General features: G+C 54.2%; 25 protein-coding genes. 1 reads left to right on the top strand and 24 read right to left on the bottom strand.

The window, feature by feature from the left end:
• Nucleotides 1-139: 139 nt before the first annotated feature.
• From rcsA to fliF, 14 genes are all read right to left on the bottom strand, one after another.
• Nucleotides 140-775, bottom strand: a complete 636-nt coding sequence (gene rcsA / locus ID864_RS16705; RefSeq protein ID WP_048917341.1) for a transcriptional regulator RcsA — start codon at nucleotides 773-775, stop codon at nucleotides 140-142.
• A gap of 654 nt (nucleotides 776-1,429) precedes the next feature.
• A complete protein-coding gene (fliR, locus tag ID864_RS16700) occupies nucleotides 1,430-2,215 on the bottom strand; it encodes a flagellar biosynthetic protein FliR (RefSeq protein ID WP_048916364.1) in 786 nt (261 codons plus the stop codon).
• Entirely contained in the window at nucleotides 2,215-2,484 is a 270-nt protein-coding gene (fliQ, locus tag ID864_RS16695) for a flagellar biosynthesis protein FliQ (RefSeq protein ID WP_048916363.1), read from the bottom strand. Before fliQ ends, fliR begins: the two co-directional genes overlap by 1 nt.
• A gap of 14 nt (nucleotides 2,485-2,498) precedes the next feature.
• Nucleotides 2,499-3,236, bottom strand: a complete 738-nt coding sequence (gene fliP, locus ID864_RS16690) for a flagellar type III secretion system pore protein FliP (protein WP_048916362.1) — start codon at nucleotides 3,234-3,236, stop codon at nucleotides 2,499-2,501.
• A complete protein-coding gene (gene fliO / locus ID864_RS16685) occupies nucleotides 3,233-3,622 on the bottom strand; it encodes a flagellar biosynthetic protein FliO (RefSeq protein ID WP_191150148.1) in 390 nt (129 codons plus the stop codon). The genes fliP and fliO overlap by 4 nt, the downstream gene beginning before the upstream one ends.
• Nucleotides 3,623-4,024, bottom strand: a complete 402-nt coding sequence (gene fliN, locus ID864_RS16680) for a flagellar motor switch protein FliN (RefSeq protein ID WP_048916360.1) — start codon at nucleotides 4,022-4,024, stop codon at nucleotides 3,623-3,625. It abuts the gene before it with no gap.
• The gene (fliM, locus tag ID864_RS16675) at nucleotides 4,017-5,024 is read right to left on the bottom strand and encodes a flagellar motor switch protein FliM (RefSeq protein WP_048916359.1); all 1,008 of its coding nucleotides are present in this window, start codon (nucleotides 5,022-5,024) and stop codon (nucleotides 4,017-4,019) included. Before fliM ends, fliN begins: the two co-directional genes overlap by 8 nt.
• A gap of 9 nt (nucleotides 5,025-5,033) precedes the next feature.
• Nucleotides 5,034-5,516, bottom strand: coding sequence for a flagellar basal body-associated protein FliL (fliL, locus tag ID864_RS16670; protein ID WP_048916358.1), 483 nt, complete (start codon nucleotides 5,514-5,516; stop codon nucleotides 5,034-5,036).
• 155 nt (nucleotides 5,517-5,671) lie between these two features.
• Nucleotides 5,672-6,973 (bottom strand): flagellar hook-length control protein FliK, encoded by a 1,302-nt coding sequence (locus ID864_RS16665; protein WP_048916357.1) that lies wholly within the window; start codon nucleotides 6,971-6,973, stop codon nucleotides 5,672-5,674.
• Complete coding sequence (fliJ, locus tag ID864_RS16660) at nucleotides 6,970-7,416, bottom strand: flagellar export protein FliJ (RefSeq protein ID WP_048916356.1); 447 nt, start codon at nucleotides 7,414-7,416, stop codon at nucleotides 6,970-6,972. The genes ID864_RS16665 and fliJ overlap by 4 nt, the downstream gene beginning before the upstream one ends.
• Before the next feature lie 20 nt (nucleotides 7,417-7,436).
• Entirely contained in the window at nucleotides 7,437-8,798 is a 1,362-nt protein-coding gene (fliI, locus tag ID864_RS16655) for a flagellar protein export ATPase FliI (RefSeq protein ID WP_048916355.1), read from the bottom strand.
• Nucleotides 8,798-9,487: a flagellar assembly protein FliH gene (gene fliH, locus ID864_RS16650; RefSeq protein ID WP_191150147.1), complete on the bottom strand. Its 690-nt coding sequence runs from the start codon at nucleotides 9,485-9,487 to the stop codon at nucleotides 8,798-8,800. Before fliH ends, fliI begins: the two co-directional genes overlap by 1 nt.
• Nucleotides 9,480-10,472 carry a flagellar motor switch protein FliG gene (gene fliG / locus ID864_RS16645; protein WP_048916353.1) on the bottom strand — a complete coding sequence of 331 codons (993 nt, stop codon included), beginning with the start codon at nucleotides 10,470-10,472 and terminating at the stop codon, nucleotides 9,480-9,482. Before fliG ends, fliH begins: the two co-directional genes overlap by 8 nt.
• Nucleotides 10,469-12,202, bottom strand: a complete 1,734-nt coding sequence (fliF, locus tag ID864_RS16640) for a flagellar basal-body MS-ring/collar protein FliF (protein ID WP_048916352.1) — start codon at nucleotides 12,200-12,202, stop codon at nucleotides 10,469-10,471. The genes fliG and fliF overlap by 4 nt, the downstream gene beginning before the upstream one ends.
• Before the next feature lie 241 nt (nucleotides 12,203-12,443).
• On the opposite strand from fliF, the gene fliE reads away from it, so the two are divergent.
• On the top strand, nucleotides 12,444-12,755 hold the full coding sequence (gene fliE / locus ID864_RS16635) for a flagellar hook-basal body complex protein FliE (protein WP_048916351.1): 312 nt from the start codon (nucleotides 12,444-12,446) through the stop codon (nucleotides 12,753-12,755).
• Between the two features lie 35 nt (nucleotides 12,756-12,790).
• On the opposite strand, the gene ID864_RS16630 is transcribed toward fliE, so the two are convergent.
• The 10 genes from ID864_RS16630 to ID864_RS16585 form a co-directional block, all read right to left on the bottom strand.
• The gene (locus tag ID864_RS16630; RefSeq protein WP_191150146.1) at nucleotides 12,791-14,071 is read right to left on the bottom strand and encodes a tyrosine-type recombinase/integrase; all 1,281 of its coding nucleotides are present in this window, start codon (nucleotides 14,069-14,071) and stop codon (nucleotides 12,791-12,793) included.
• Between the two features lie 33 nt (nucleotides 14,072-14,104).
• Entirely contained in the window at nucleotides 14,105-14,362 is a 258-nt protein-coding gene (xisR, locus tag ID864_RS16625) for an excisionase family protein (RefSeq protein ID WP_048918575.1), read from the bottom strand.
• A gap of 31 nt (nucleotides 14,363-14,393) precedes the next feature.
• Nucleotides 14,394-14,723: a hypothetical protein gene (locus ID864_RS16620; RefSeq protein WP_191150145.1), complete on the bottom strand. Its 330-nt coding sequence runs from the start codon at nucleotides 14,721-14,723 to the stop codon at nucleotides 14,394-14,396.
• Nucleotides 14,720-14,995 carry a hypothetical protein gene (locus tag ID864_RS16615; RefSeq protein ID WP_191150144.1) on the bottom strand — a complete coding sequence of 92 codons (276 nt, stop codon included), beginning with the start codon at nucleotides 14,993-14,995 and terminating at the stop codon, nucleotides 14,720-14,722. Before ID864_RS16615 ends, ID864_RS16620 begins: the two co-directional genes overlap by 4 nt.
• Entirely contained in the window at nucleotides 14,992-15,216 is a 225-nt protein-coding gene (locus ID864_RS16610; RefSeq protein WP_191150143.1) for a hypothetical protein, read from the bottom strand. The genes ID864_RS16615 and ID864_RS16610 overlap by 4 nt, the downstream gene beginning before the upstream one ends.
• A 137-nt stretch (nucleotides 15,217-15,353) precedes the next feature.
• Nucleotides 15,354-15,704 (bottom strand): hypothetical protein, encoded by a 351-nt coding sequence (locus ID864_RS16605; protein WP_191150142.1) that lies wholly within the window; start codon nucleotides 15,702-15,704, stop codon nucleotides 15,354-15,356.
• On the bottom strand, nucleotides 15,704-15,922 hold the full coding sequence (locus ID864_RS16600; RefSeq protein ID WP_191150141.1) for a hypothetical protein: 219 nt from the start codon (nucleotides 15,920-15,922) through the stop codon (nucleotides 15,704-15,706). Before ID864_RS16600 ends, ID864_RS16605 begins: the two co-directional genes overlap by 1 nt.
• A 114-nt stretch (nucleotides 15,923-16,036) precedes the next feature.
• Nucleotides 16,037-16,546, bottom strand: coding sequence for a hypothetical protein (locus ID864_RS23760; RefSeq protein WP_224750535.1), 510 nt, complete (start codon nucleotides 16,544-16,546; stop codon nucleotides 16,037-16,039).
• Between the two features lie 97 nt (nucleotides 16,547-16,643).
• Complete coding sequence (locus tag ID864_RS16590) at nucleotides 16,644-17,321, bottom strand: hypothetical protein (RefSeq protein WP_191150140.1); 678 nt, start codon at nucleotides 17,319-17,321, stop codon at nucleotides 16,644-16,646.
• Complete coding sequence (locus tag ID864_RS16585; protein WP_191150139.1) at nucleotides 17,318-17,623, bottom strand: hypothetical protein; 306 nt, start codon at nucleotides 17,621-17,623, stop codon at nucleotides 17,318-17,320. Before ID864_RS16585 ends, ID864_RS16590 begins: the two co-directional genes overlap by 4 nt.
• Nucleotides 17,624-17,724 lie beyond the last annotated feature (101 nt).

The following is a 17,724-nucleotide window of genomic DNA, read 5'->3' as shown; positions in this document are numbered from 1 at the left end:
GAAGGAACGCTCCGGTCGTCTACAAACCATCGGCAAAGAAGTGAAAAGGATTAGGTCTTGAAGTGGGAGCAGGCTCACAGATTGAGCATTCTGCAAACGGAGAACGGGCAGGTCAGCGAATGCTGACCTGCCTGGTGCGTTATCTTACGTTGACGTAAATACCGCTGGTGACATTATCAGTTAAACGAACTACGTGATAAATAACCTGCTTATTATGCGTTTTAATTTTACGTTTTATATTGCCTTTATGCGATGAAACCGTTTTGGCTTTAATCTGCATTTTATCTGAGATTTGTATTGTATCGTGACCGGACATCCACATCTTAAGCATATTAGACTCAGTCTGGCTGAGCGTTAATGGATGGACGTCGAAGCCTGAATTGTAGCGGGGTGACATACTGACTTTCTTTTGAAAGTAGCTGCTAAGCAGCGTATCAAGAGTCGCCGGCTTTATCGATTTTGATGTAATAATCAAGTTCTTACGAACGTAGAGGTATTCCTCAAAATGGATATTGGAGATAGCCATGAAGATGAAGAACAGGGTATCAGGGTGCTGCATGATAATGTCTCTGATACGCTGACTTGCATCGGACTCATGAATAAAACAGTCTTCATTAATAAAGACCACGCCAGGTTGAATCTGCTGGCATTTAATTTGCAGTTGGTCCATGTCGTTAACGGTGGTTATATTTTTCTTTTTAACCCCTTTAACCGCCATATAATCGCTTAAGCCTAGTCGTGTGTAGTTACATGAATCCATAATAATCGTTGGCATAATAGCTACCCTCACCAAATTTGTTTTCCGTTTAAATCAACGATGAATTACGTGCTTGCGGTACGAGAGCAAAGAGTTCTTAATCACGATCTTGTTATTTTTACCCAGCCTGAATAAAGCTTTGCCATCTACGGCGAGAGTACTCATGCGTCCTTGCTGACTGCTAATTTGGCTTTAGACAGAGCGATGCTCTGAAAAGTCAACCACTTCAGAGGGTTAGCAGCGAGACTGCTTAGACATCTGAGTTAGTACAGCACCTGACACAGTTTTCCGCTGACGTCGACACTATCGCGCAGAATCAGGAAAACTCTGATAGGACGAATCCTAAAAACATTCATTCCCCGAAAGTGTAGGCATGCGGGAAGCATTGACAATGCCGTAAAATGAATTTTAAAACAAGAAAAACCGAGAAAAATAAAATCTTCATTAAAAACAGACATTTACCCATTTTTTAACCGTTAACTGTTTCGCAACAAATCACCGGTTTGAGGATTTAAAATACGCTAACTGGGTTTTAATAAGAATTATTTTCACCGCGCTAGTGCATTTATCAGAATTTCCTTAAGGTAATTCTGCAAATAATGGTGTGAAAAATGCACTGATATATTTCGATGGCTTAACAATGCTTTTGTGTCAGAGGGGGAATACTAAAGTTTACTTGCCGGGTAGTTCACTGAGTAATGTCGACAGTAAGTCGAACACTTCACTGAATAAATGCTCGCAGAAGGGCGCCAGCAGGGGCATCATCAGGCTCATGAACACCATACCTATCGATAAGGTGACCGGGAAGCCGATAGCGAAAACCGACAGCTGTGGTGAAACGCGGTTTAACAAACCCAGGGCCAGGTTTAAGGTGAGTAATAGGGTGATTAACGGTAGCGCTAATCTCATGCCGTTAAGGAAAATTAAATTGGCGGCTTTGGTCAGCGCCAGGAACGCATTGCTGTTCAGCGGCTCGCCACCAATAGGCAAAGTATGAAAACTGTCCGCAACCATCGAAATCAGCCACAGGTGACCGTTGAAGGAGAGAAACAGCAACATCGCCAGCATATCGAGAAAGCGCGCCAGAACCGGCATGTTGAGGCGGCTGGCCGGATCAAAGAAGGTGGCAAAGGATAAGCCCATCTGCAAACCAATCACTTCCCCCGCGGTACGCACCGCCGCAAAGGCAAACTGCATGGTAAAACCAATCGCGACGCCAATCAGTATCTGCTGAATCAGCAACCAGAAGCCGCCAACCGAAAACAGCGTAACGTTGGTCGGGGGTAACGACGGGATCAATACCCAGGTAATCATCAGGCCCAGACCAATTTTCACCTTGCGGCTAATCGATTTTTCGCTCAGCAGCGGCGCGGTCATGATCAAAGCCAGCACGCGAGCAAGCGGCCAGAATAGCTGACTTATCCAGAATAAAAGTTGACTGCTGTCAAAAAGAATCATTATCCGATCAGATAAGGCAGGTTGGAGAACAGGGTACGCATATAGTCGAGGATCAGATTGAGCATCCACGGACCGGCCACCACGATGGTTGCCACCACGGAAAGGATCTTCGGAATAAAGGAGAGCGTTTGTTCGTTAATCTGGGTAGCCGCCTGCAGCAGGCTGATTAACAGGCCGCTTACCAGCGCTGCCAGCAGCAGCGGGGCGGCCAGCGCCAGCGCAATCTGCATCGCGTCGTGGCCCAAAACCATTACCGATTCAGGAGTCATTTTTGTGGCCTCGCTTAAGAGTAGAAACTTTGGGCCAGTGAGCCGATGAGCAGCTGCCAGCCATCCACCAGCACAAACAGCATCAGCTTAAAGGGCAGGGAGATGGTGGCGGGGGGCACCATCATCATCCCCAGCGCCATCAGCACGCTGGCGACCACCAAGTCGATAATCAGGAATGGAATAAATACCGTGAAGCCGATCTGGAAAGCCGTTTTCAGTTCACTGGTGACGTAAGCCGGCAGCAGAATACGCATCGGCACCGCTTCCGGCCCGGCAATCGGTGGCGTGTTAGCCAGGCGGGCAAACAGCGCAAGGTCCGCTTCACGCGTCTGGCGCAGCATAAACTCACGCAGCGGCTGCGCACCTTTATCAATGGCTTCCTGCATGCTGATCTTGTCTTCGCTGAACGGCAGATAGGCATCAGTATAAATTTTGTCGAACACCGGGCCCATAATAAAGAAGGTCAGGAACAGCGACAGGCCAAGCAGCACCTGGTTGGGTGGCGCAGAGGGGGTACCCAGCGCGTTACGCAGCAGGCCGAAAACGATGATGATGCGCGTGAAGCTGGTCATCATCAGCAATATTGCCGGCAGGAAGGTCAGCGAGGTAATAAATACCAGCGTCTGCACCGGCAGCGACCAGCTCTGGCCGCCGTTAGCCATCGGCTTACTGATAAGCCCAGGCAGCTGCGCGTAGACGTTCGGAGTCAGCATCAGCAAAACCAGTGCTAACAGTGGAAGGAGACGTTTCATTTTTTCTTCCCGGAACCTTTCATTAACGACTGCAGAACCTGACGGAAATCTGCCGTCACAGCCGGTGCTTCCGGGAGTTCCTGCTGCGGTTTCGCCGGCAGGGTATGCAGATGGGTGATCTGCTGAGCGGTGACGCCCAGAACCAGACGCACATCATCCACATCAACCACGACCACGCGTTCACGCTGTCCCAGCTGGCAGCTGGCGCTGATATTCAGTTTCTCACTGCCGCTGCGCTTAGTGGCAAAGCCGAAGCGCTTTGCCACCCAGGCGCAGGCGAGGATCAGAATAATAATCGCCGCCAGTACCCCGCTCACCTGAGTCAGCATTGAACCGGTAGAAATGGCCGGCTGCCCGATGACTGGCTGCTGCTGGGTGGTATTCATTTAGCGGCTCAGACGACGCATACGTTCGGTCGGGGTGATAATGTCGGTAATGCGCACGCCATATTTATCGGCGACCACCACCACTTCACCCTGGGCAATCAAATAGCCGTTGATCAGGATATCCAGCGGCTCCCCGGCTAAGCCGTCCAGCGCCACTACCGAACCCTGCGACAGGCGCAGCAGCTCTTTAATGGTCATTTTGGTACGGCCAAGCTCCACGGTGAGCTTCACCGGGATATCCATAATCATGTCGATATCCTGCGAACCAGCAGCAATATCGCCATTTTCCAGCGATTTAAACACGCCGCCGGTTGAAGAGGATTTTACCTGTTCGTTCATTGCGTCAGCCCACAGGTCGTCCGCAGAGATGTCGTCGTCGGACGGCTTATTGGTATCACTCATCGGGCTGTTCCTCATTCAGCGAATTCAAAATCGGGTTGATCAGGTGTTCCACGCGCAGTGCATACTGTTTATTCAGTGTTCCGTACTGGCTGGTCAACACCGGCACGCCATCGACATGGGCGATAATGCGGTCCGGTTTTTCAATCGGTAAGACGTCGCCGGGCTTTAACTCCAGCAGACGGGAAATTCTCATTGAGACATCGGCAAAATTCGCCACCAGCTCCAGCTCCGAGTGCTGAACCTGTTTCACCAGCGTGTCACGCCAGTTCTCATCTTCGGTACGCGAGTTCTCCAGCGGTGGGTTCACCAGCGTTTCACGCAGCGGCTCGATCATGCTGAATGGGATACAGATGTTGAACTCACCGGTCAGGTTACCAATCTCCACCTGGAATGGCGTGGTGACCACGATGTCATTCGGTGAGGTAGTAATGTTGGTGAACTTCACCTGCATTTCCGAACGCACGTACTCTACGTCCAGCGGATAGATCGGCTTCCACGCTTCGCTGTAGGCTTCCAGCGCCAGCTTTAACATACGGCGGATCACGCGCTGTTCGGTGTGGGTAAACTCGCGTCCTTCGACCTTGGTCGGAAAACGGCCGTCACCACCAAACAGGTTATCAACGGCGATAAACACCAGACTCGGCGAAAATACCACCAGCGCCGTGCCACGCAGCGGCTTGAGGTGGATAAGGTTAAGGTTGGTAGGTACCGGCAGATTGCGGGCAAACTCATGGTATGGCTGGATCTTTATCGCGCCGACGGAAATATCCGGGCTGCGACGCAGCAGGTTAAACAGCGCCATACGGTAAGAACGCGCAAAACGTTCGTTGATGATCTCCAGTGCCTGCAGACGCTCGCGTACCACGCGGCGCTGAGTATTGGGATCGTAAGGGCGAATATCGCTTTCGCCCCCGGTACTGACCTTATCTTCTGCCGCACTATCGCTGTCGCCATTGAGTAGTGCGTCAATTTCTGCCTGAGAAAGAATGTTATCGCCCATGTATATCCATCACCGCAGAATGAAGGCCGTAAACAGTACATCTGTCACGACCTGCTGTGGTTGTCCCTGCACCAGCGGAGGTGCCAGTACCTGTTTAATCTGTGTCACTAACTGCTGCTTGCCCTGCTCATTGGCGAGGCCCGTAGCATTCTGACGCGACAGCAGCAGCAGTAAACGGCTGCGTACTTCCGGCAGATAATCGTTCATGCGACGACGGGTCTCTTCATCCGGCAAGCGCAGGGTGAAGCCGACATAAAGCACGCGATCCGGGTCGTTGTCTGGGTTGATCAAGTTGACCGTAAACGTATCCAGAGCAAAAAAGACCGGGGCAGGTGGCGGCTCAGGCTTTGCAGCCGCAGCGGCATCTTTCGGCGCCTTCATCATGTGCCAGACTGTATATCCCGCCACGCTGCAAGCGACCAGAGTCACGATCAGTAACACGGGTATCAGGAGCTTACGTTTGCCGCTTTTGGCTTTAGCGTTATCAGTCATATTAGCTGTAACTTCCTGTGATTATTTTCGAGGGGCGGTGCCACGTCATATTTCTCACTGTCCCACGGCTTTATGAGCGAATTATCCCGCGTCTTGCACCAAACAATAGGCAGAAAAGACGCGAGTTTTGCCATCAGCTTGCGCGTTTGTTGCCGTCAGGCGAAAATATCAACAGCATTGGAGCCAGCTGCACGCGCCTGCAGGGCGGCAGGTACGGCAATTTGCATCACATCACTGTCATTTTCATTAGCAAGACTAAACGGGTTTCCGTTGTTATTACGCTGCTGTTCCTGCTGGCCATTAAAGGACTGACCCTGCTGGAATGCATCGCTACTGACATTACTTTGACCCAGGCTGATGCCGCTTTCAGCCAGTGAGGTACGCAGTTGAGGGATAGCGGCCTCAAGCGCGGCCCTGACCTGGCTATGGTTCGACACCATACTCAGCTGGGCCTGGTCATTATCCAGCTTCAAAGAGATCTGGATGCTGCCCAGGTCCTGCGGATGCAGATGCAACTCGGCGGTCTGCTGCCCATTGCGGCTGAACATCAGGATCTGTTGTCCCAGTGCCTGCTGCCATTCCGGGCTGCCAAGCTGAGAATTCAGCAGTGGCGTTGCCGGCGCGCTGACCGTCGAGGTTGAAGTCGGGGTCTGCGCGGAAGAAGCGGCGCTGATCACATTATTGGTTATCGTCGCGTTGAGGGCAGAACTTGAATTTTCTTTGTCGTTATCTTTGCTGACGTGGCTCATAACCTGCTGAAAAGCTGAGTCAAGCGTCTGCGCACCCGGGTTAGCGCTGGATTTTGCCGCAGCAGTCGCGCTGTCGGAGTTGCCCGGCAGCAGTACGCCAGCGCTGCCGGTTTTCGTGGTGGCTGTGCCCGCGGCGTCAGCGTCGTCGCTGCTCACTTTACCCAACGCCGCGCTTAACGCGTTCAGCGTCGAGCCTTTGCTGCTCTTGCTCAGATCGCTGCTCAGCAGGTCGCTGTTTTTGCTGCTGCTGTTACCGCTGGCGACGGGCACTGCGGCAGCGTTGGGCAGCATTGCGTACAGCGCCTGTAACGCCTGCAAATCGCTGCTGCTCAGCTCCACCGGCGCGGCTTTCTCCTCGCTGTCCGGGCTTTTTTCCGTGCTGGCTTTTTGCGGTTGCAGCAGCGCGGTCAGCGTCTCGGGCTTATCCAGCGCGGCCAGCAGATCGCTGATGCTGGTTTTTGCCGGTGCTTTCCCATCGGCGGTAACATTTTGCGCCGTGTCATCCTGAGGGGCGGCGCTGGCACCCTGCTGCGCCAGCGATAGCAGTCGGTTCCCCAGCAGAGTGAGAAACCCCTGCGGCAAATTTTCACCGCTGGCGGCGCTGTCGCCGCCGGGAGTCGCGTCCAGCGTGCTGTCAGGGGTGGTGGCAGCCGCACCGGTTTTGCTACTGGCGCTGGTGGTCGCCACTGCGGTTGGTAAGGTAATCATTCGCCTTTCCTCAATGATGCCCGTTGGGCAAATTCGTCCATCCGTTTCTGATCGAGACGGTTTTCCTGTAAGAGTGCGGTTGCCAGCGCCCGCGCCTGAAGCGTTTCATAGGCGTGCAGCCGCTGCTGTTTGTCGCGCCAGAAGCGCAGGGCATTTTCTACCCGGGTGTTCCAGTGCATCAGCTGGGCGCGGTGCTGTTCAATCGCCTTTTCCAGCGTCTGAATAAACTGGTGGTAGTTGTACCAGCGCGTACTGGCAATCCCTTCGCTCATGGTGGTGTTGAGATTCCTGCGGTATTCGTCCTGGTAGTTGAGCAGCATTGTCAGCTGATCGTCTGCCTGCTTTTGCGCCCGGCGTACGTCGCCTAACTGGATGGCGGCTTTTTCCACATCTTTATGTGCCAGATCGCGCAGGGTATCGATCGGGGAAGCTGTCTTAGCCATAAGTTCTCCGCTGTTCAGACTTAACCAAAGATCGCCTGCAGATGCAGGCTGGCATCATCAAACGTACTGCGCTCAAACATCCCCTGCTGCAGGAAGGCCTCCAGCTCTGGGTAGAGTTTGATCGCTTTATCCAGCGTCGGGTCGGTCCCGGCGGCATACGCCCCCACGCTGACCAGATCGCGGTTGCGCTGGTAGCTGGAAAGCAGCTGTTTAAACTGGCGCACGCGGGCGTAGTGCGTCTCATCGATCAGGTGTGCCATGACGCGGCTGATCGAGGCTTCAATATCAATAGCCGGGTAGTGGCCGGATTCTGCCAGGCGGCGCGACAGCACAATGTGGCCATCGAGAATGGCGCGCGCGGAGTCGGCGATCGGGTCCTGCTGATCGTCCCCTTCGGTCAGAACGGTATAGAAGGCGGTAATCGAACCACCGCCGTCGATGCCGTTACCGGCGCGCTCGACCAGCGCGGGCAGCTTGGCAAACACGGAAGGCGGATAGCCTTTGGTGGCTGGCGGCTCCCCGATCGCCAGCGCTATTTCACGCTGGGCCATGGCGTAACGCGTCAGGGAATCCATGATCAGCAGCACGTGCTGGCCACGGTCGCGGAAGTCTTCGGCAATGCGCGTGGCGTAAGAAGCACCCTGCATACGTAATAAAGGAGAGACATCCGCCGGGGCGGCAATCACCACCGCCCGCGCACGGCCTTCGGTACCGAGAATGTTTTCGATAAAGTCTTTGACTTCGCGGCCACGTTCGCCAATCAGCCCGACCACGATGACGTCCGCCTTGGTGTAGCGCGCCATCATGCCGAGCAGCACGCTTTTACCGACGCCGGAACCCGCGAACAGCCCCATACGCTGGCCGCGACCGACGGTAAGCAGAGCGTTAATCGCCCGCACGCCGGTATCCAGCACGTCGGTGATCGGCGTGCGCTGTAAAGGGTTAAACGGCGGCGTGATCAGCGGGGCGCGATAGCCGGTTTCCGGTGCAGGCAGGCCGTCCAGCGGGCGACCGCTGCCGTCGAGCACGCGCCCCAGCAGTTCTGGCCCGAGCATCAGCTGTTTGCCGCTGTGCTGGTTATCACCTGCCACGCGGGCATAAACGCGCGCGCCGGGAATGATGCCTTCTACTTCTTCCAGCGGCATCAGCAGCAGTTTCTGGCCGTTAAAGCCGACCACTTCACTCTCGACTTCGCCAATGCCCTGGCTGTCATGACGTTCAATCACGCAGGTCGCACCCAGCGGCAGCTGCAGGCCGGTCGCTTCCAGCACCAGCCCGGTGGCGCGCACCAGCCGGCCATAGCGACGTACCTCGGGCACCTGGGCCAGACGCTGTTCAAAGTTGTCGAGTGCGCCAAGCCAGCGCGACAGGCGAGTGGTCATTACAGTTCTCCCGGTGCGGCCAGACGGCAGAGTTCATGCCAGCGGGTGGCGATGCTGGCATCCAGGTCGCCATCCTCGGCGCTGACTTTGCAGCCGCCCGGGTGAATGGTGCTGTCGCCGAGCAGACGCCAGCCGTGCAGGCTCAGCGTAGCGCCGAGCGTGGTTTCCACCCGAGGCAGATCGTCCGGGTGGACGCGCAGCGTGGGTTTGCCGCTGAACATCGGCTCCTGCTGCAGCATCCCCTGGATCTGGCGCAGCAGGGCGGTGCCGTCAACGTGCGGTGCCTGGCCAATCACCTGGCGTGCGGCTTCCAGCGCCAGCTGCATCAGGCGCGAGGCGATGACGCTGTCGAGCGCTTCCAGCGTGTGGTGGAATTCGGAAACCAGCTGCTGCATGCGCGCCTGTAACGGTGCCTGCTGCTGCTGAGCTTCCGCCAGCCCCTGCTGAAAACCGGCGTCATAACCGTTTTTCTGGCCTTCGGCAAAGCCGCGCTGCTGACCTTCGGTATAGCCCAGACCCTGTGCTTCATTGCGCACCTGAGCCTGAAGCTGCTCCAGCTGGAACTGCCGATCGTCCGCAGGCTCTTCCGTCACTTCCGGGATCGTCAGCTCTTCAATCAGCGGCCGATCGCGCTGTGCCAGATCGTTAGGCTGCCAGCGCTGCCACGGCAGGGAGGAATTATCAGACATAGGTTTCCTCGCCACCGCCAATCACCATCTCGCCGCTTTCGGCCAGACGACGAACGATCAACAGAATCGCTTTCTGTTCGGTCTCTACCGCAGACATACGCATCGGACCACGGTTGGCCAGATCGTCGCGCAGAATATCGGCCGCACGCTGTGACATGTTTTTCAGGAACTTCTCGCGCAGCGGCTGTTCGGAACCCTTCAGCGCCACCAGCAGCGACTCGGACTCCACTTCCTGCAACAGGCGCTGGATACTGCGGTCGTCCACTTCGACGAGGTTTTCGAACAGGAACATCTCGTCGATGATTTTCTGTGCCAGTTCGCCGTCGAACTCGCGCACTGCTTCGATAACCGCTTCTTCCTGCTGAGTTTTCATCAGGTTGATAATCTCGGCTGCAGTACGCACACCGCCCATCTTCGCCCGCTTGAGGTTCTGACCATCCAGCAGGCCGTTGAGCACTTCGGTCAGCTCCGCCAGCGCTGCCGGCTGCACGCCGCCAAAGGTGGCGATACGCAGCATGACATCGTGACGCAGACGCTCGTCGAACTGAGCGAGGATATCGGCCGCCTGGCCGCGCTTCAGGTGCACCAGGATGGTGGCGATGATCTGCGGATGTTCGTCGCGGATCAGGTCGGCAGCCGCCTGCGGTTCCATAAAGTTCAGCGTATCCATGCCGCTGGTGGTCTCGCGGGTTTCGAGAATATCTTCCAGCAGGGTAGAGGCACGCTCTTCGCCCAGCGCTTTAATCAGCACGGAGCGCAGATAGTCGTTGGAGTTGAGGCTCAGCGCCGCATACTGTTCGGCATCGATCTCAAACTCGCGCAGCACGTCGGTCAGCTGCTTGTGCGACACCTGGCGCATATTCGAGATCGCCGAGCTCAGATGCTGCACTTCGCGGGTGTCGAGGTGCTTAAACACTTCGGCAGCGCGATCTTCGCCAATGGTCATCATCAGGATGGCGCTTTTTTCAGTACCGGTGAGACTCATAGTTCGTCCTTCATCCACTGGCGAATAACCAGAGCCACCACGCGTGGGTCATTTTCTGACATTTCGCGAATTCGCTGGCTCATGACCTCAGCACTCATGCGGTGCTGAGATTTACGTTCCTGGTCAAGCTCATCTTTCGACAGCTTGACGGAGACCCCTTGATCATCATCCTGGGCACGGGTCTGGGCGGCAGCCACGGCGGCTTCGGCAGCGGCTTTCTCCTGCTCGGCCTTGCGGCGTAGCTGCGGGCGCACCAGCTTGCGGTACAGGATGAAGGCAACAATCAGCACCAGTAACCAGCGGCCTGCTTCAAACATCTGGTCAATAAAGCCTGGCTGTTTCCAGAATGGCAGCTCGGCACCAACATCATCGTTCTCGGTAAACGGTGAGTTGACGACGTTCAGGCTGTCACCACGCTGTTCCGAATAGCCCATCGCCTCTCGGGTCAGGTTTTCAATCTGCTTCAGCTGAGCATCATTCAATGCAATCGGTTTGCCTGCGGCATCGGCGCGGTAGTTCACCACCACGGCCACCGACAGGCGCTGCACTTCACCGACATTCATCTTGGTGTGCAGGATGGTGCGGTTGACTTCGTAGTTGGTGGTGTTGTCGCTGCGGGTGTTCGACGGCACCGCTTTCTGCGCAGTCGTGGTGGCGGCATTGGTCGCCGCATTGTTGGCCGCCTGGCCGTTCGCCCCGTTGGCACCGTTCGCCCCGTTGGCATTGTTATTTGGCGTGGTGACCGGGCCCGCGTTAGCCGGAGCGGGCTGGTTGGAGAGCGCGCCCGGCACGCCGCCAGGATACTGGCCACCCAGCTGCTCACTGTCGCTGGTCTGGCGAGAGCGGATAGCCTGCTGGTCAGGATTGCTGTTCGGTTTGTACTGCTCGTCGGTCTGCTCGCGACTGTTGAAGTCAATCTGCGCGGTGACCTGGGCATGGACATTGCCATTGCCGACAATTGGGCCAAGGATAGCTTCAATGCGCTGCTGATAGCGGGCTTCAACATCGCTGGCATATTTCAGCTGGGTATCGTTGAGGTCACGGCCGGTCGGGTCGTTCTGCGTCAGCAGACGGCCAGCCTGATCGACAACGGTCACGTTGCCGGGTGGCATACCGGCGACGCTGCTGGAGACCATATGCACCACGGCATTGATCTGGCCTTCATCCAGCGCGCGGCCTGGCTGCAGAGCCAGCGTCACGGAGGCGGACGGGGCTTTCTGCTCGCGCACGAACAGCGTCGGTTTCGGCATGGCCAGGTGCACGCGCGCGCCTTTCACCGGGCCGAGGGTTTCAATCGTGCGTGCCAGCTCGCCTTCCAGCGCACGCTGGTAGTTAACCTGCTCGCTGAACTGGCTGATGCCGAACTTCTCTTTATCCAGCAGTTCAAAGCCCACAGCGCCGCCTTTTGGCAGACCCTGTGAAGCGAGGCGCAGGCGCAGTTCATGCACCTGGGCTGCCGGAACCAGTAACGCGCCACCCTGATCGTCAAACTTATAGGGTACGTTCATCTGGGTCAGCTGGGTGACGATGGCGCCGCCATCCTCATTGCTGAGGTTGTTATAAAGAACGCGATAATCCGGCTGCTTCGCCCACAGCACCATCGCGATAATGACGGCCACAACGGCCGCCGCAGCCACAATAAGAGGGATGCGAGGATTAGCGCGTAGGCGAGCGAACAGGTCGTTCAGACCCTTCTTCTCTGGATTATCCTGCGTGACAGTTGCATTCATGACTTCTTCCTGCCTGACAGTTGACCGGACTGTTGCGTGTAGTGTCGTAACAAAACTGACTCCCTGATGCGCTGGCTTAAAAAATTTCCACCTTAATGGAGTGCCATTATTTTCTTAAATGGGAAATTCGATGGCCGGATAAGCTGTGTTTTTTACTTCTAATTAGAGGCTTTGTCTTATTGACATCGGTGTTAAGTTACTCGGCGTCGGTAGTCACTTCAGCATCCATTTGGGAGAAAACATGGCGATTCAGGGTATTGAAAGCGTGATGCAGGCCATGCAGACAGCAGCTCTGCAGGCAGGCGGTAAAAGCACAGACAGCACTTCTCAGGCAGATTTCGGCGCAGAGCTGAAGGCGGCGCTGAACAAGATCAGCGAAACGCAAACCTCGGCGCGCACCCAGGCGCAGGATTTTGAGATGGGCAAAGAGGGGGTGTCGCTGAACGACGTGATGGTCGACCTGCAAAAATCCAGCGTCTCGATGCAGATGGGTATTCAGGTGCGTAACAAGCTGGTCAGCGCTTACACTGACATTATGAATATGCAGGTTTAGATTAGTTAAGTGACTGAATGCTAAGAATTATAAAGCTATCCAGTGTGGGTTTGGGGCAGTAGTGGGGCAAAGTCGTTAAGTTTTGAGTTCATCAGGCTCAATTGCGCATCATCGTTTTCAGCCATCCATGCTCCATAAACCTGGTAGACCATCTGTGCATCAGCGTGGCCCATTTGTGATGCGATGAAGTTCGGGTTAGCCCCGGCGGACAATGACCAGCAAGCATATGTATGCCGAGACTGGTACGCCTTGCGTAATCTCAGCCCTGCCTTGACCATGGCCGCTCTCCATGTCTGAGCAAGGGATGAAACGGCGTAATAGTCATTGCTGGCATTGTTTATGGCATTGACCTTGGGATTGAAGATAAAAGTCAGTTCTTCGTGTTCTGACTTGCCATATTCGCGCCCGGCTACCGGAACCGTGATGCTTTTACGCATTCTGGTCAGTTCCATCTGATCGCGAATAACATCACGAGCAGCTTCGATGAGATAAACGCTTCTGAATCCAGAGTCGGTTTTTGGCGGGGTAAAATCACCATCCTTCGTCAGGTTACGGCTCACGTTAACAGTCCATTTTTTTAGGTCGATATCTTCCCATGCCAGCGCACACAGTTCACCGTGACGCAGGCCTGTGTAAACCGCTAGAGACCAAAAGTTTCTCAATTGCCGAGTTTTCATGGCTGAGATTAATCTTTGGAACTCATCTCTCTCAACCGGATCTGGTTTCTTCTTGTCCCTCTTTAATCTCCCCAACGCCGCCATCGGGTTTCTCTCGATGTATCCGTTATTGTGAGCGAACTTGAGCATTGAAAACATATCGGTCATGCATGTGTTAACGTAAGCCACTGAGCGCCCGGTTTTGGTAACATTGTTATTTCGCCCTTGCGTGAAGCTACCTCTCAGCAGGTTTGTTCTCAGCGTCTGCATTGTCTCCGTCCTTATACTGGAAACCATCTTGTTGGCACCAAGCAAGGCGATGGAGGTTTTAACCCGAGTGGTATAAGAGCCATGAGAATTTTTCGATATTTCAGTTTCTTTTATTGCCAGCCACTTTTCCGCCAGTTCCCCCACAGTAAGCTCCTGCCTTGCAAGGCCAAACCGGTTCAGATTAGATGAACTTGGGAACTGTTTAGCGTAATCAAAGGCGCCCACCTTGATTGAATACGCAACGCTGGCCCGAAGCTCTCCCGCCGCCTTTCTGTTTTTGGGCGTGTCTGTCACGCCCAGCCCTTCTCTTACTCTCTGCCCCTGATACATGAACCAAATGCGCAGAAACCCTCCATGATTTTCCACTCCTGTTGGATAATTCACCTTCATTTAAACCTCCATAGTCCAATAAGGGCAGTCAGGTTAAGCTGTTTTACGAGGCAAAGCACCAGGCTGTTTTTTTGCCTGCTGACCGATCCACAAATCAATCGCCTTTCTGTTGTACATGCACTCACTGTTTGGCTTTGGCTCGCCTACCGGGGAGAAGAGCAGATACTCCCGCCCTTGAAGCCAGGCGTTTTCACGCGCCCTCTTTATAGTGCCGGGCCGTAACCCGGTGGTGGCGATAAGCAAATCTTCAGTGACCCAGTCACTCGGCACGAGCTGGATTACGTTTTCCATGTTGGTTACCTCAGTAGATAGATGTGGGTCGTCAGATGTACTCTGCGCAATCCGCAGCGAGAAGTGTGATAGCGCGCTGCATGGCCGATATACGCCCAGTATTGGTGTAATCGATTGACCTGGATTGCGCGCTGTTAGGCTCGCTCACTAACACCACCTTGTCGCCAAAACAGATATTCATATCCATCAGGGCGGCGAGCAGCATTGCCTGACTAATGTCGATTAGCGGGTTCCAACATAGCCCGGCTGCATGCCGGAGCCTTTCCTTGTCATCAGGCCGGAAAGACCAGAACTCAGCGACCCGTTGCGACAGTGATTGCAACTCCTGATCGCTGAGGAGCGATACTTCGTCTTGAGTCATAAGTCCGTCCGCTCCTTGATATCGAATTTCAACGCGCTGATTTTCTTCATCTGCTTATCAAGTGATTTCAGTTTCGCGATACGCATCTCTTCAGCCCTCACAAGAGCGCCACTTTCAGAAAGGTGCCAATCTTTCCCATGGAAGTACTGAGGGAAATAGGAGCGGCCATCTCTTTTGTCACCTGGCTGGGTTGCCATCTCTCCGTTAATTTCTACTTCTGTTTTATAAATTCCGTAGCTCAAGGCGTACTTAGTTATGTATGCAATGGTCATTTTAAAAGCTCCTTATCCACCACGCGCACGTAGTAAGCCAGCCAGTCTCTTGGCCGAAATTTACCAGGCGGCAGGGCGTTTATTTGTTTAGTGAATTGGTCTAAAAGAAGGGTTGTGATGCGGTCTTTCTCTGCGGCAGTCTTGCCTTCGGTGTCGGATTTAATCGCTGCCCGGCACCGTCGCGCTACAGACCTCAGGGCATTTTCCTGTGCTGGCGACATTTTGTCTCTCCATGCAATCTATCCACACCTCCCGGGCCAGAACGCAGCGCGGTATGCTCCACAGTGTCCGGCGCTTGCCAGTCTGTCCGGCGTGCTCGATAACCTCGTCGAGATAGTCGGCGAATGATTTATCTGATTCAGTCATCAGCCAGCCTTACACCGGGGATTTCCCCAGCTTCTATGTAATCGATAAATGTATGCACGTCATGCTTACCATAGGGATTATCTAGGTTTGTTTCCTTATCAAGAAACCTGACTAGCGCTTCAGCAATATTTTCACGTTTTCGCTCTGCTTCGGTGAGGATTGGACGAATATGTATGTTGCATAGCCCGTTTGAGCACTCTTCACCATGATCATCCCATACGGCAAATTGCTCCCCATAGAATTTGATAGTTACGTCACCCCATGTTTGCGATTGACTGTCATCCATTAAATCAACCAAATCACCAGATTGAGGTATTCCTGCGCCATTCCATCTAACACTCATTACGCGATCCTCCTTTGCCTGATAGCCCACAACTCACGCTCATGGTCTTCTCTGCACTCAGCACAGCAGTAGCTCGTACCGGGCTGTGATGGCTCGCCGCAGTCTGCATTTTTGCACACTGGCGAGGGTGGCTCCGGTGCTTTGCGATTAGCCAGTGCCACTTCAATCAGCTGCTGTTCGCGTGCTGCTGCTTCGTCAATCGGGTCTGCAAAATTCATGGTCTCTCTCCGTTATTCAGGCGTAAAAAAACCACCGCTTGGGTGGCTCACATTTCTTTCAGGCAAAGTGCAATGCCTTTCAGCATTCCGATGGCGAGGATTATTGCGGGGATGTCACCCACCATCACCTCCCGGCGCTGGCGCAGCTGCAAAGTGATCGGCACCTTTCTCCCAGATGGCTTTGATAGTTGACCATGACACAGTAACTTCAACTTTTATCCGTCCGCTACCATCACAACTTTCACATTCATCATCACCAAAGCACTCAGGGCAGTTGATAAATTTATGTTCTGCGAAATCTCCTGAAAGAGCTGCTTTAGCGCCGTTCTCTGCCGTCAGTTTCCTTGGCATTAATATCCAACCCTCCGGGATTGCCGGATAGTTCACGCTGGCCGCTGGCGGCGCGGGGTAATAAACAACGGCAGCATGGTGATCAATGTCACTTTTTCTGAATGTTTCACCGTCATACCCAAAAGGTCGCAGCACTAAAGCTGTTTTATTCTGCGCATCCAGCACCGCTAGCAAGGCGCGGGCCATCATGCTTCGCTCTCTGCTGATGGCGTTTCCTGCGATAAACTCCAGGCGCTCCCGCCCGCCGATTTGCTCGATAAGTTCGTTGATCATTCTCCACCTCTGCGCACCACATCTATGAAAAGCAGAACCACTGCGAAGAACAGGCAGAATGACACCAGCGGGTATTCTTTGATTGCTTCGAGTAAAGTCACTTCTTCACCTCCCACTTAACGCCAGCTGCGTCGAGTGCTGCGATTAACTCTTCGCGATCAAAGTGCCAGCCTGTAATGTCGTAGTATCGCCGATCCCCCTTGCCGATATCATAAGGCGTTGGCAATTCAACGACCTTCTGCTGCTGCGCGCCCAGCTTCCTGGCATCTTCCAATGCTCGGTTGTATGCAAAATCTTCGCTCGTTAGCGAAACGAATCCTTTGCTTTCGAATGTTATGTCCGGCGGCAACACGACAGGCAGTGCGGCGGTGTAGAGTGGTCGACACTCTACTTGATATGATTTCTCGTACTCCCTGCCTTTGCCATAACCCCAGAAGCTCCACCCAGTTTGTGGTCCAGCGCTTACGCGATACTGCCACGCAACAGGCTCACCCGCCGCCGCATCGCGTCGCCTTAGCTCAGCCTCTGCCTTTTCGCAGCGCGCAGTTTTAGAATCAAGAGCACGCTTTGCCAGACTGAACTTACTTTCCATTCTCGCTATCTGCTCATCATGCTCAGCCTGTTCTGCACGCAGCTCGTCGCGCTCACGCTCTGCCGCTTCCAGTTCAGACCGAATCGCAGCGCTGTTTTCTCGCTCCATAATTAGCAACTTTTCAAGAGTATGTGAGTATTCTACTGCCTTTACATGTTGGTCGTTTTCTTTAGGCTTTATCATGGCTGCTCTCCTGCGCGGATGCGGGCGGCTTTTTTTCGCAGCTCCTGAGCAAGAAGATCATTCCCTATCCACTCATCTACTTCTTCTACTGCCTCATCCATAGCCTGCGCCCGAATCTCGCGAAGATTGGTGGATACCTCTTCAACGATATCGTCAAGGTATGCTTGCCAGTTGCTCCACCCTGGTCGACCTCCGATTACAGCCATGTAAATATCGGCTATAGCTTTCAGCGATCCATCTCGCTCAGCAGCCAGCGCCCGCACCTGCTCCTGAAGTGCATCACGCTCAACATAAACAGCCATTGCCGCTTCAACGCTCAGTCTGTCAACGCAATCCAGCAGCGCGTGACTTTTGCCGTTTTCTTTTTTTTCATACAGAGTGAAGAACTCAGCGTTCTCATCTT

Source organism: Erwinia aphidicola, from assembly GCF_014773485.1.
In the GTDB taxonomy this organism is placed as follows: domain Bacteria; phylum Pseudomonadota; class Gammaproteobacteria; order Enterobacterales; family Enterobacteriaceae; genus Erwinia; species Erwinia aphidicola.
This window is presented reverse-complemented; position numbering and strand designations above follow the sequence as displayed.

What these genes read in the sequence shown, in the direction of transcription:
- rcsA (WP_048917341.1), bottom strand. Translation starts at nt 775, where the DNA reads ATGCCAACGATTATTATGGATTCATGTAACTACACACGACTAGGCTTA.
- fliR (WP_048916364.1), bottom strand. Translation starts at nt 2,215, where the DNA reads ATGATTCTTTTTGACAGCAGTCAACTTTTATTCTGGATAAGTCAGCTA.
- fliQ (WP_048916363.1), bottom strand. Translation starts at nt 2,484, where the DNA reads ATGACTCCTGAATCGGTAATGGTTTTGGGCCACGACGCGATGCAGATT.
- fliP (WP_048916362.1), bottom strand. Translation starts at nt 3,236, where the DNA reads ATGAAACGTCTCCTTCCACTGTTAGCACTGGTTTTGCTGATGCTGACT.
- fliO (WP_191150148.1), bottom strand. Translation starts at nt 3,622, where the DNA reads ATGAATACCACCCAGCAGCAGCCAGTCATCGGGCAGCCGGCCATTTCT.
- fliN (WP_048916360.1), bottom strand. Translation starts at nt 4,024, where the DNA reads ATGAGTGATACCAATAAGCCGTCCGACGACGACATCTCTGCGGACGAC.
- fliM (WP_048916359.1), bottom strand. Translation starts at nt 5,024, where the DNA reads ATGGGCGATAACATTCTTTCTCAGGCAGAAATTGACGCACTACTCAAT.
- fliL (WP_048916358.1), bottom strand. Translation starts at nt 5,516, where the DNA reads ATGACTGATAACGCTAAAGCCAAAAGCGGCAAACGTAAGCTCCTGATA.
- ID864_RS16665 (WP_048916357.1), bottom strand. Translation starts at nt 6,973, where the DNA reads ATGATTACCTTACCAACCGCAGTGGCGACCACCAGCGCCAGTAGCAAA.
- fliJ (WP_048916356.1), bottom strand. Translation starts at nt 7,416, where the DNA reads ATGGCTAAGACAGCTTCCCCGATCGATACCCTGCGCGATCTGGCACAT.
- fliI (WP_048916355.1), bottom strand. Translation starts at nt 8,798, where the DNA reads ATGACCACTCGCCTGTCGCGCTGGCTTGGCGCACTCGACAACTTTGAA.
- fliH (WP_191150147.1), bottom strand. Translation starts at nt 9,487, where the DNA reads ATGTCTGATAATTCCTCCCTGCCGTGGCAGCGCTGGCAGCCTAACGAT.
- fliG (WP_048916353.1), bottom strand. Translation starts at nt 10,472, where the DNA reads ATGAGTCTCACCGGTACTGAAAAAAGCGCCATCCTGATGATGACCATT.
- fliF (WP_048916352.1), bottom strand. Translation starts at nt 12,202, where the DNA reads ATGAATGCAACTGTCACGCAGGATAATCCAGAGAAGAAGGGTCTGAAC.
- fliE (WP_048916351.1), top strand. Translation starts at nt 12,444, where the DNA reads ATGGCGATTCAGGGTATTGAAAGCGTGATGCAGGCCATGCAGACAGCA.
- ID864_RS16630 (WP_191150146.1), bottom strand. Translation starts at nt 14,071, where the DNA reads ATGAAGGTGAATTATCCAACAGGAGTGGAAAATCATGGAGGGTTTCTG.
- xisR (WP_048918575.1), bottom strand. Translation starts at nt 14,362, where the DNA reads ATGGAAAACGTAATCCAGCTCGTGCCGAGTGACTGGGTCACTGAAGAT.
- ID864_RS16620 (WP_191150145.1), bottom strand. Translation starts at nt 14,723, where the DNA reads ATGACTCAAGACGAAGTATCGCTCCTCAGCGATCAGGAGTTGCAATCA.
- ID864_RS16615 (WP_191150144.1), bottom strand. Translation starts at nt 14,995, where the DNA reads ATGACCATTGCATACATAACTAAGTACGCCTTGAGCTACGGAATTTAT.
- ID864_RS16610 (WP_191150143.1), bottom strand. Translation starts at nt 15,216, where the DNA reads ATGTCGCCAGCACAGGAAAATGCCCTGAGGTCTGTAGCGCGACGGTGC.
- ID864_RS16605 (WP_191150142.1), bottom strand. Translation starts at nt 15,704, where the DNA reads ATGAGTGTTAGATGGAATGGCGCAGGAATACCTCAATCTGGTGATTTG.
- ID864_RS16600 (WP_191150141.1), bottom strand. Translation starts at nt 15,922, where the DNA reads ATGAATTTTGCAGACCCGATTGACGAAGCAGCAGCACGCGAACAGCAG.
- ID864_RS23760 (WP_224750535.1), bottom strand. Translation starts at nt 16,546, where the DNA reads ATGATCAACGAACTTATCGAGCAAATCGGCGGGCGGGAGCGCCTGGAG.
- ID864_RS16590 (WP_191150140.1), bottom strand. Translation starts at nt 17,321, where the DNA reads ATGATAAAGCCTAAAGAAAACGACCAACATGTAAAGGCAGTAGAATAC.
- ID864_RS16585 (WP_191150139.1), bottom strand. Translation starts at nt 17,623, where the DNA reads ATGGCTGTTTATGTTGAGCGTGATGCACTTCAGGAGCAGGTGCGGGCG.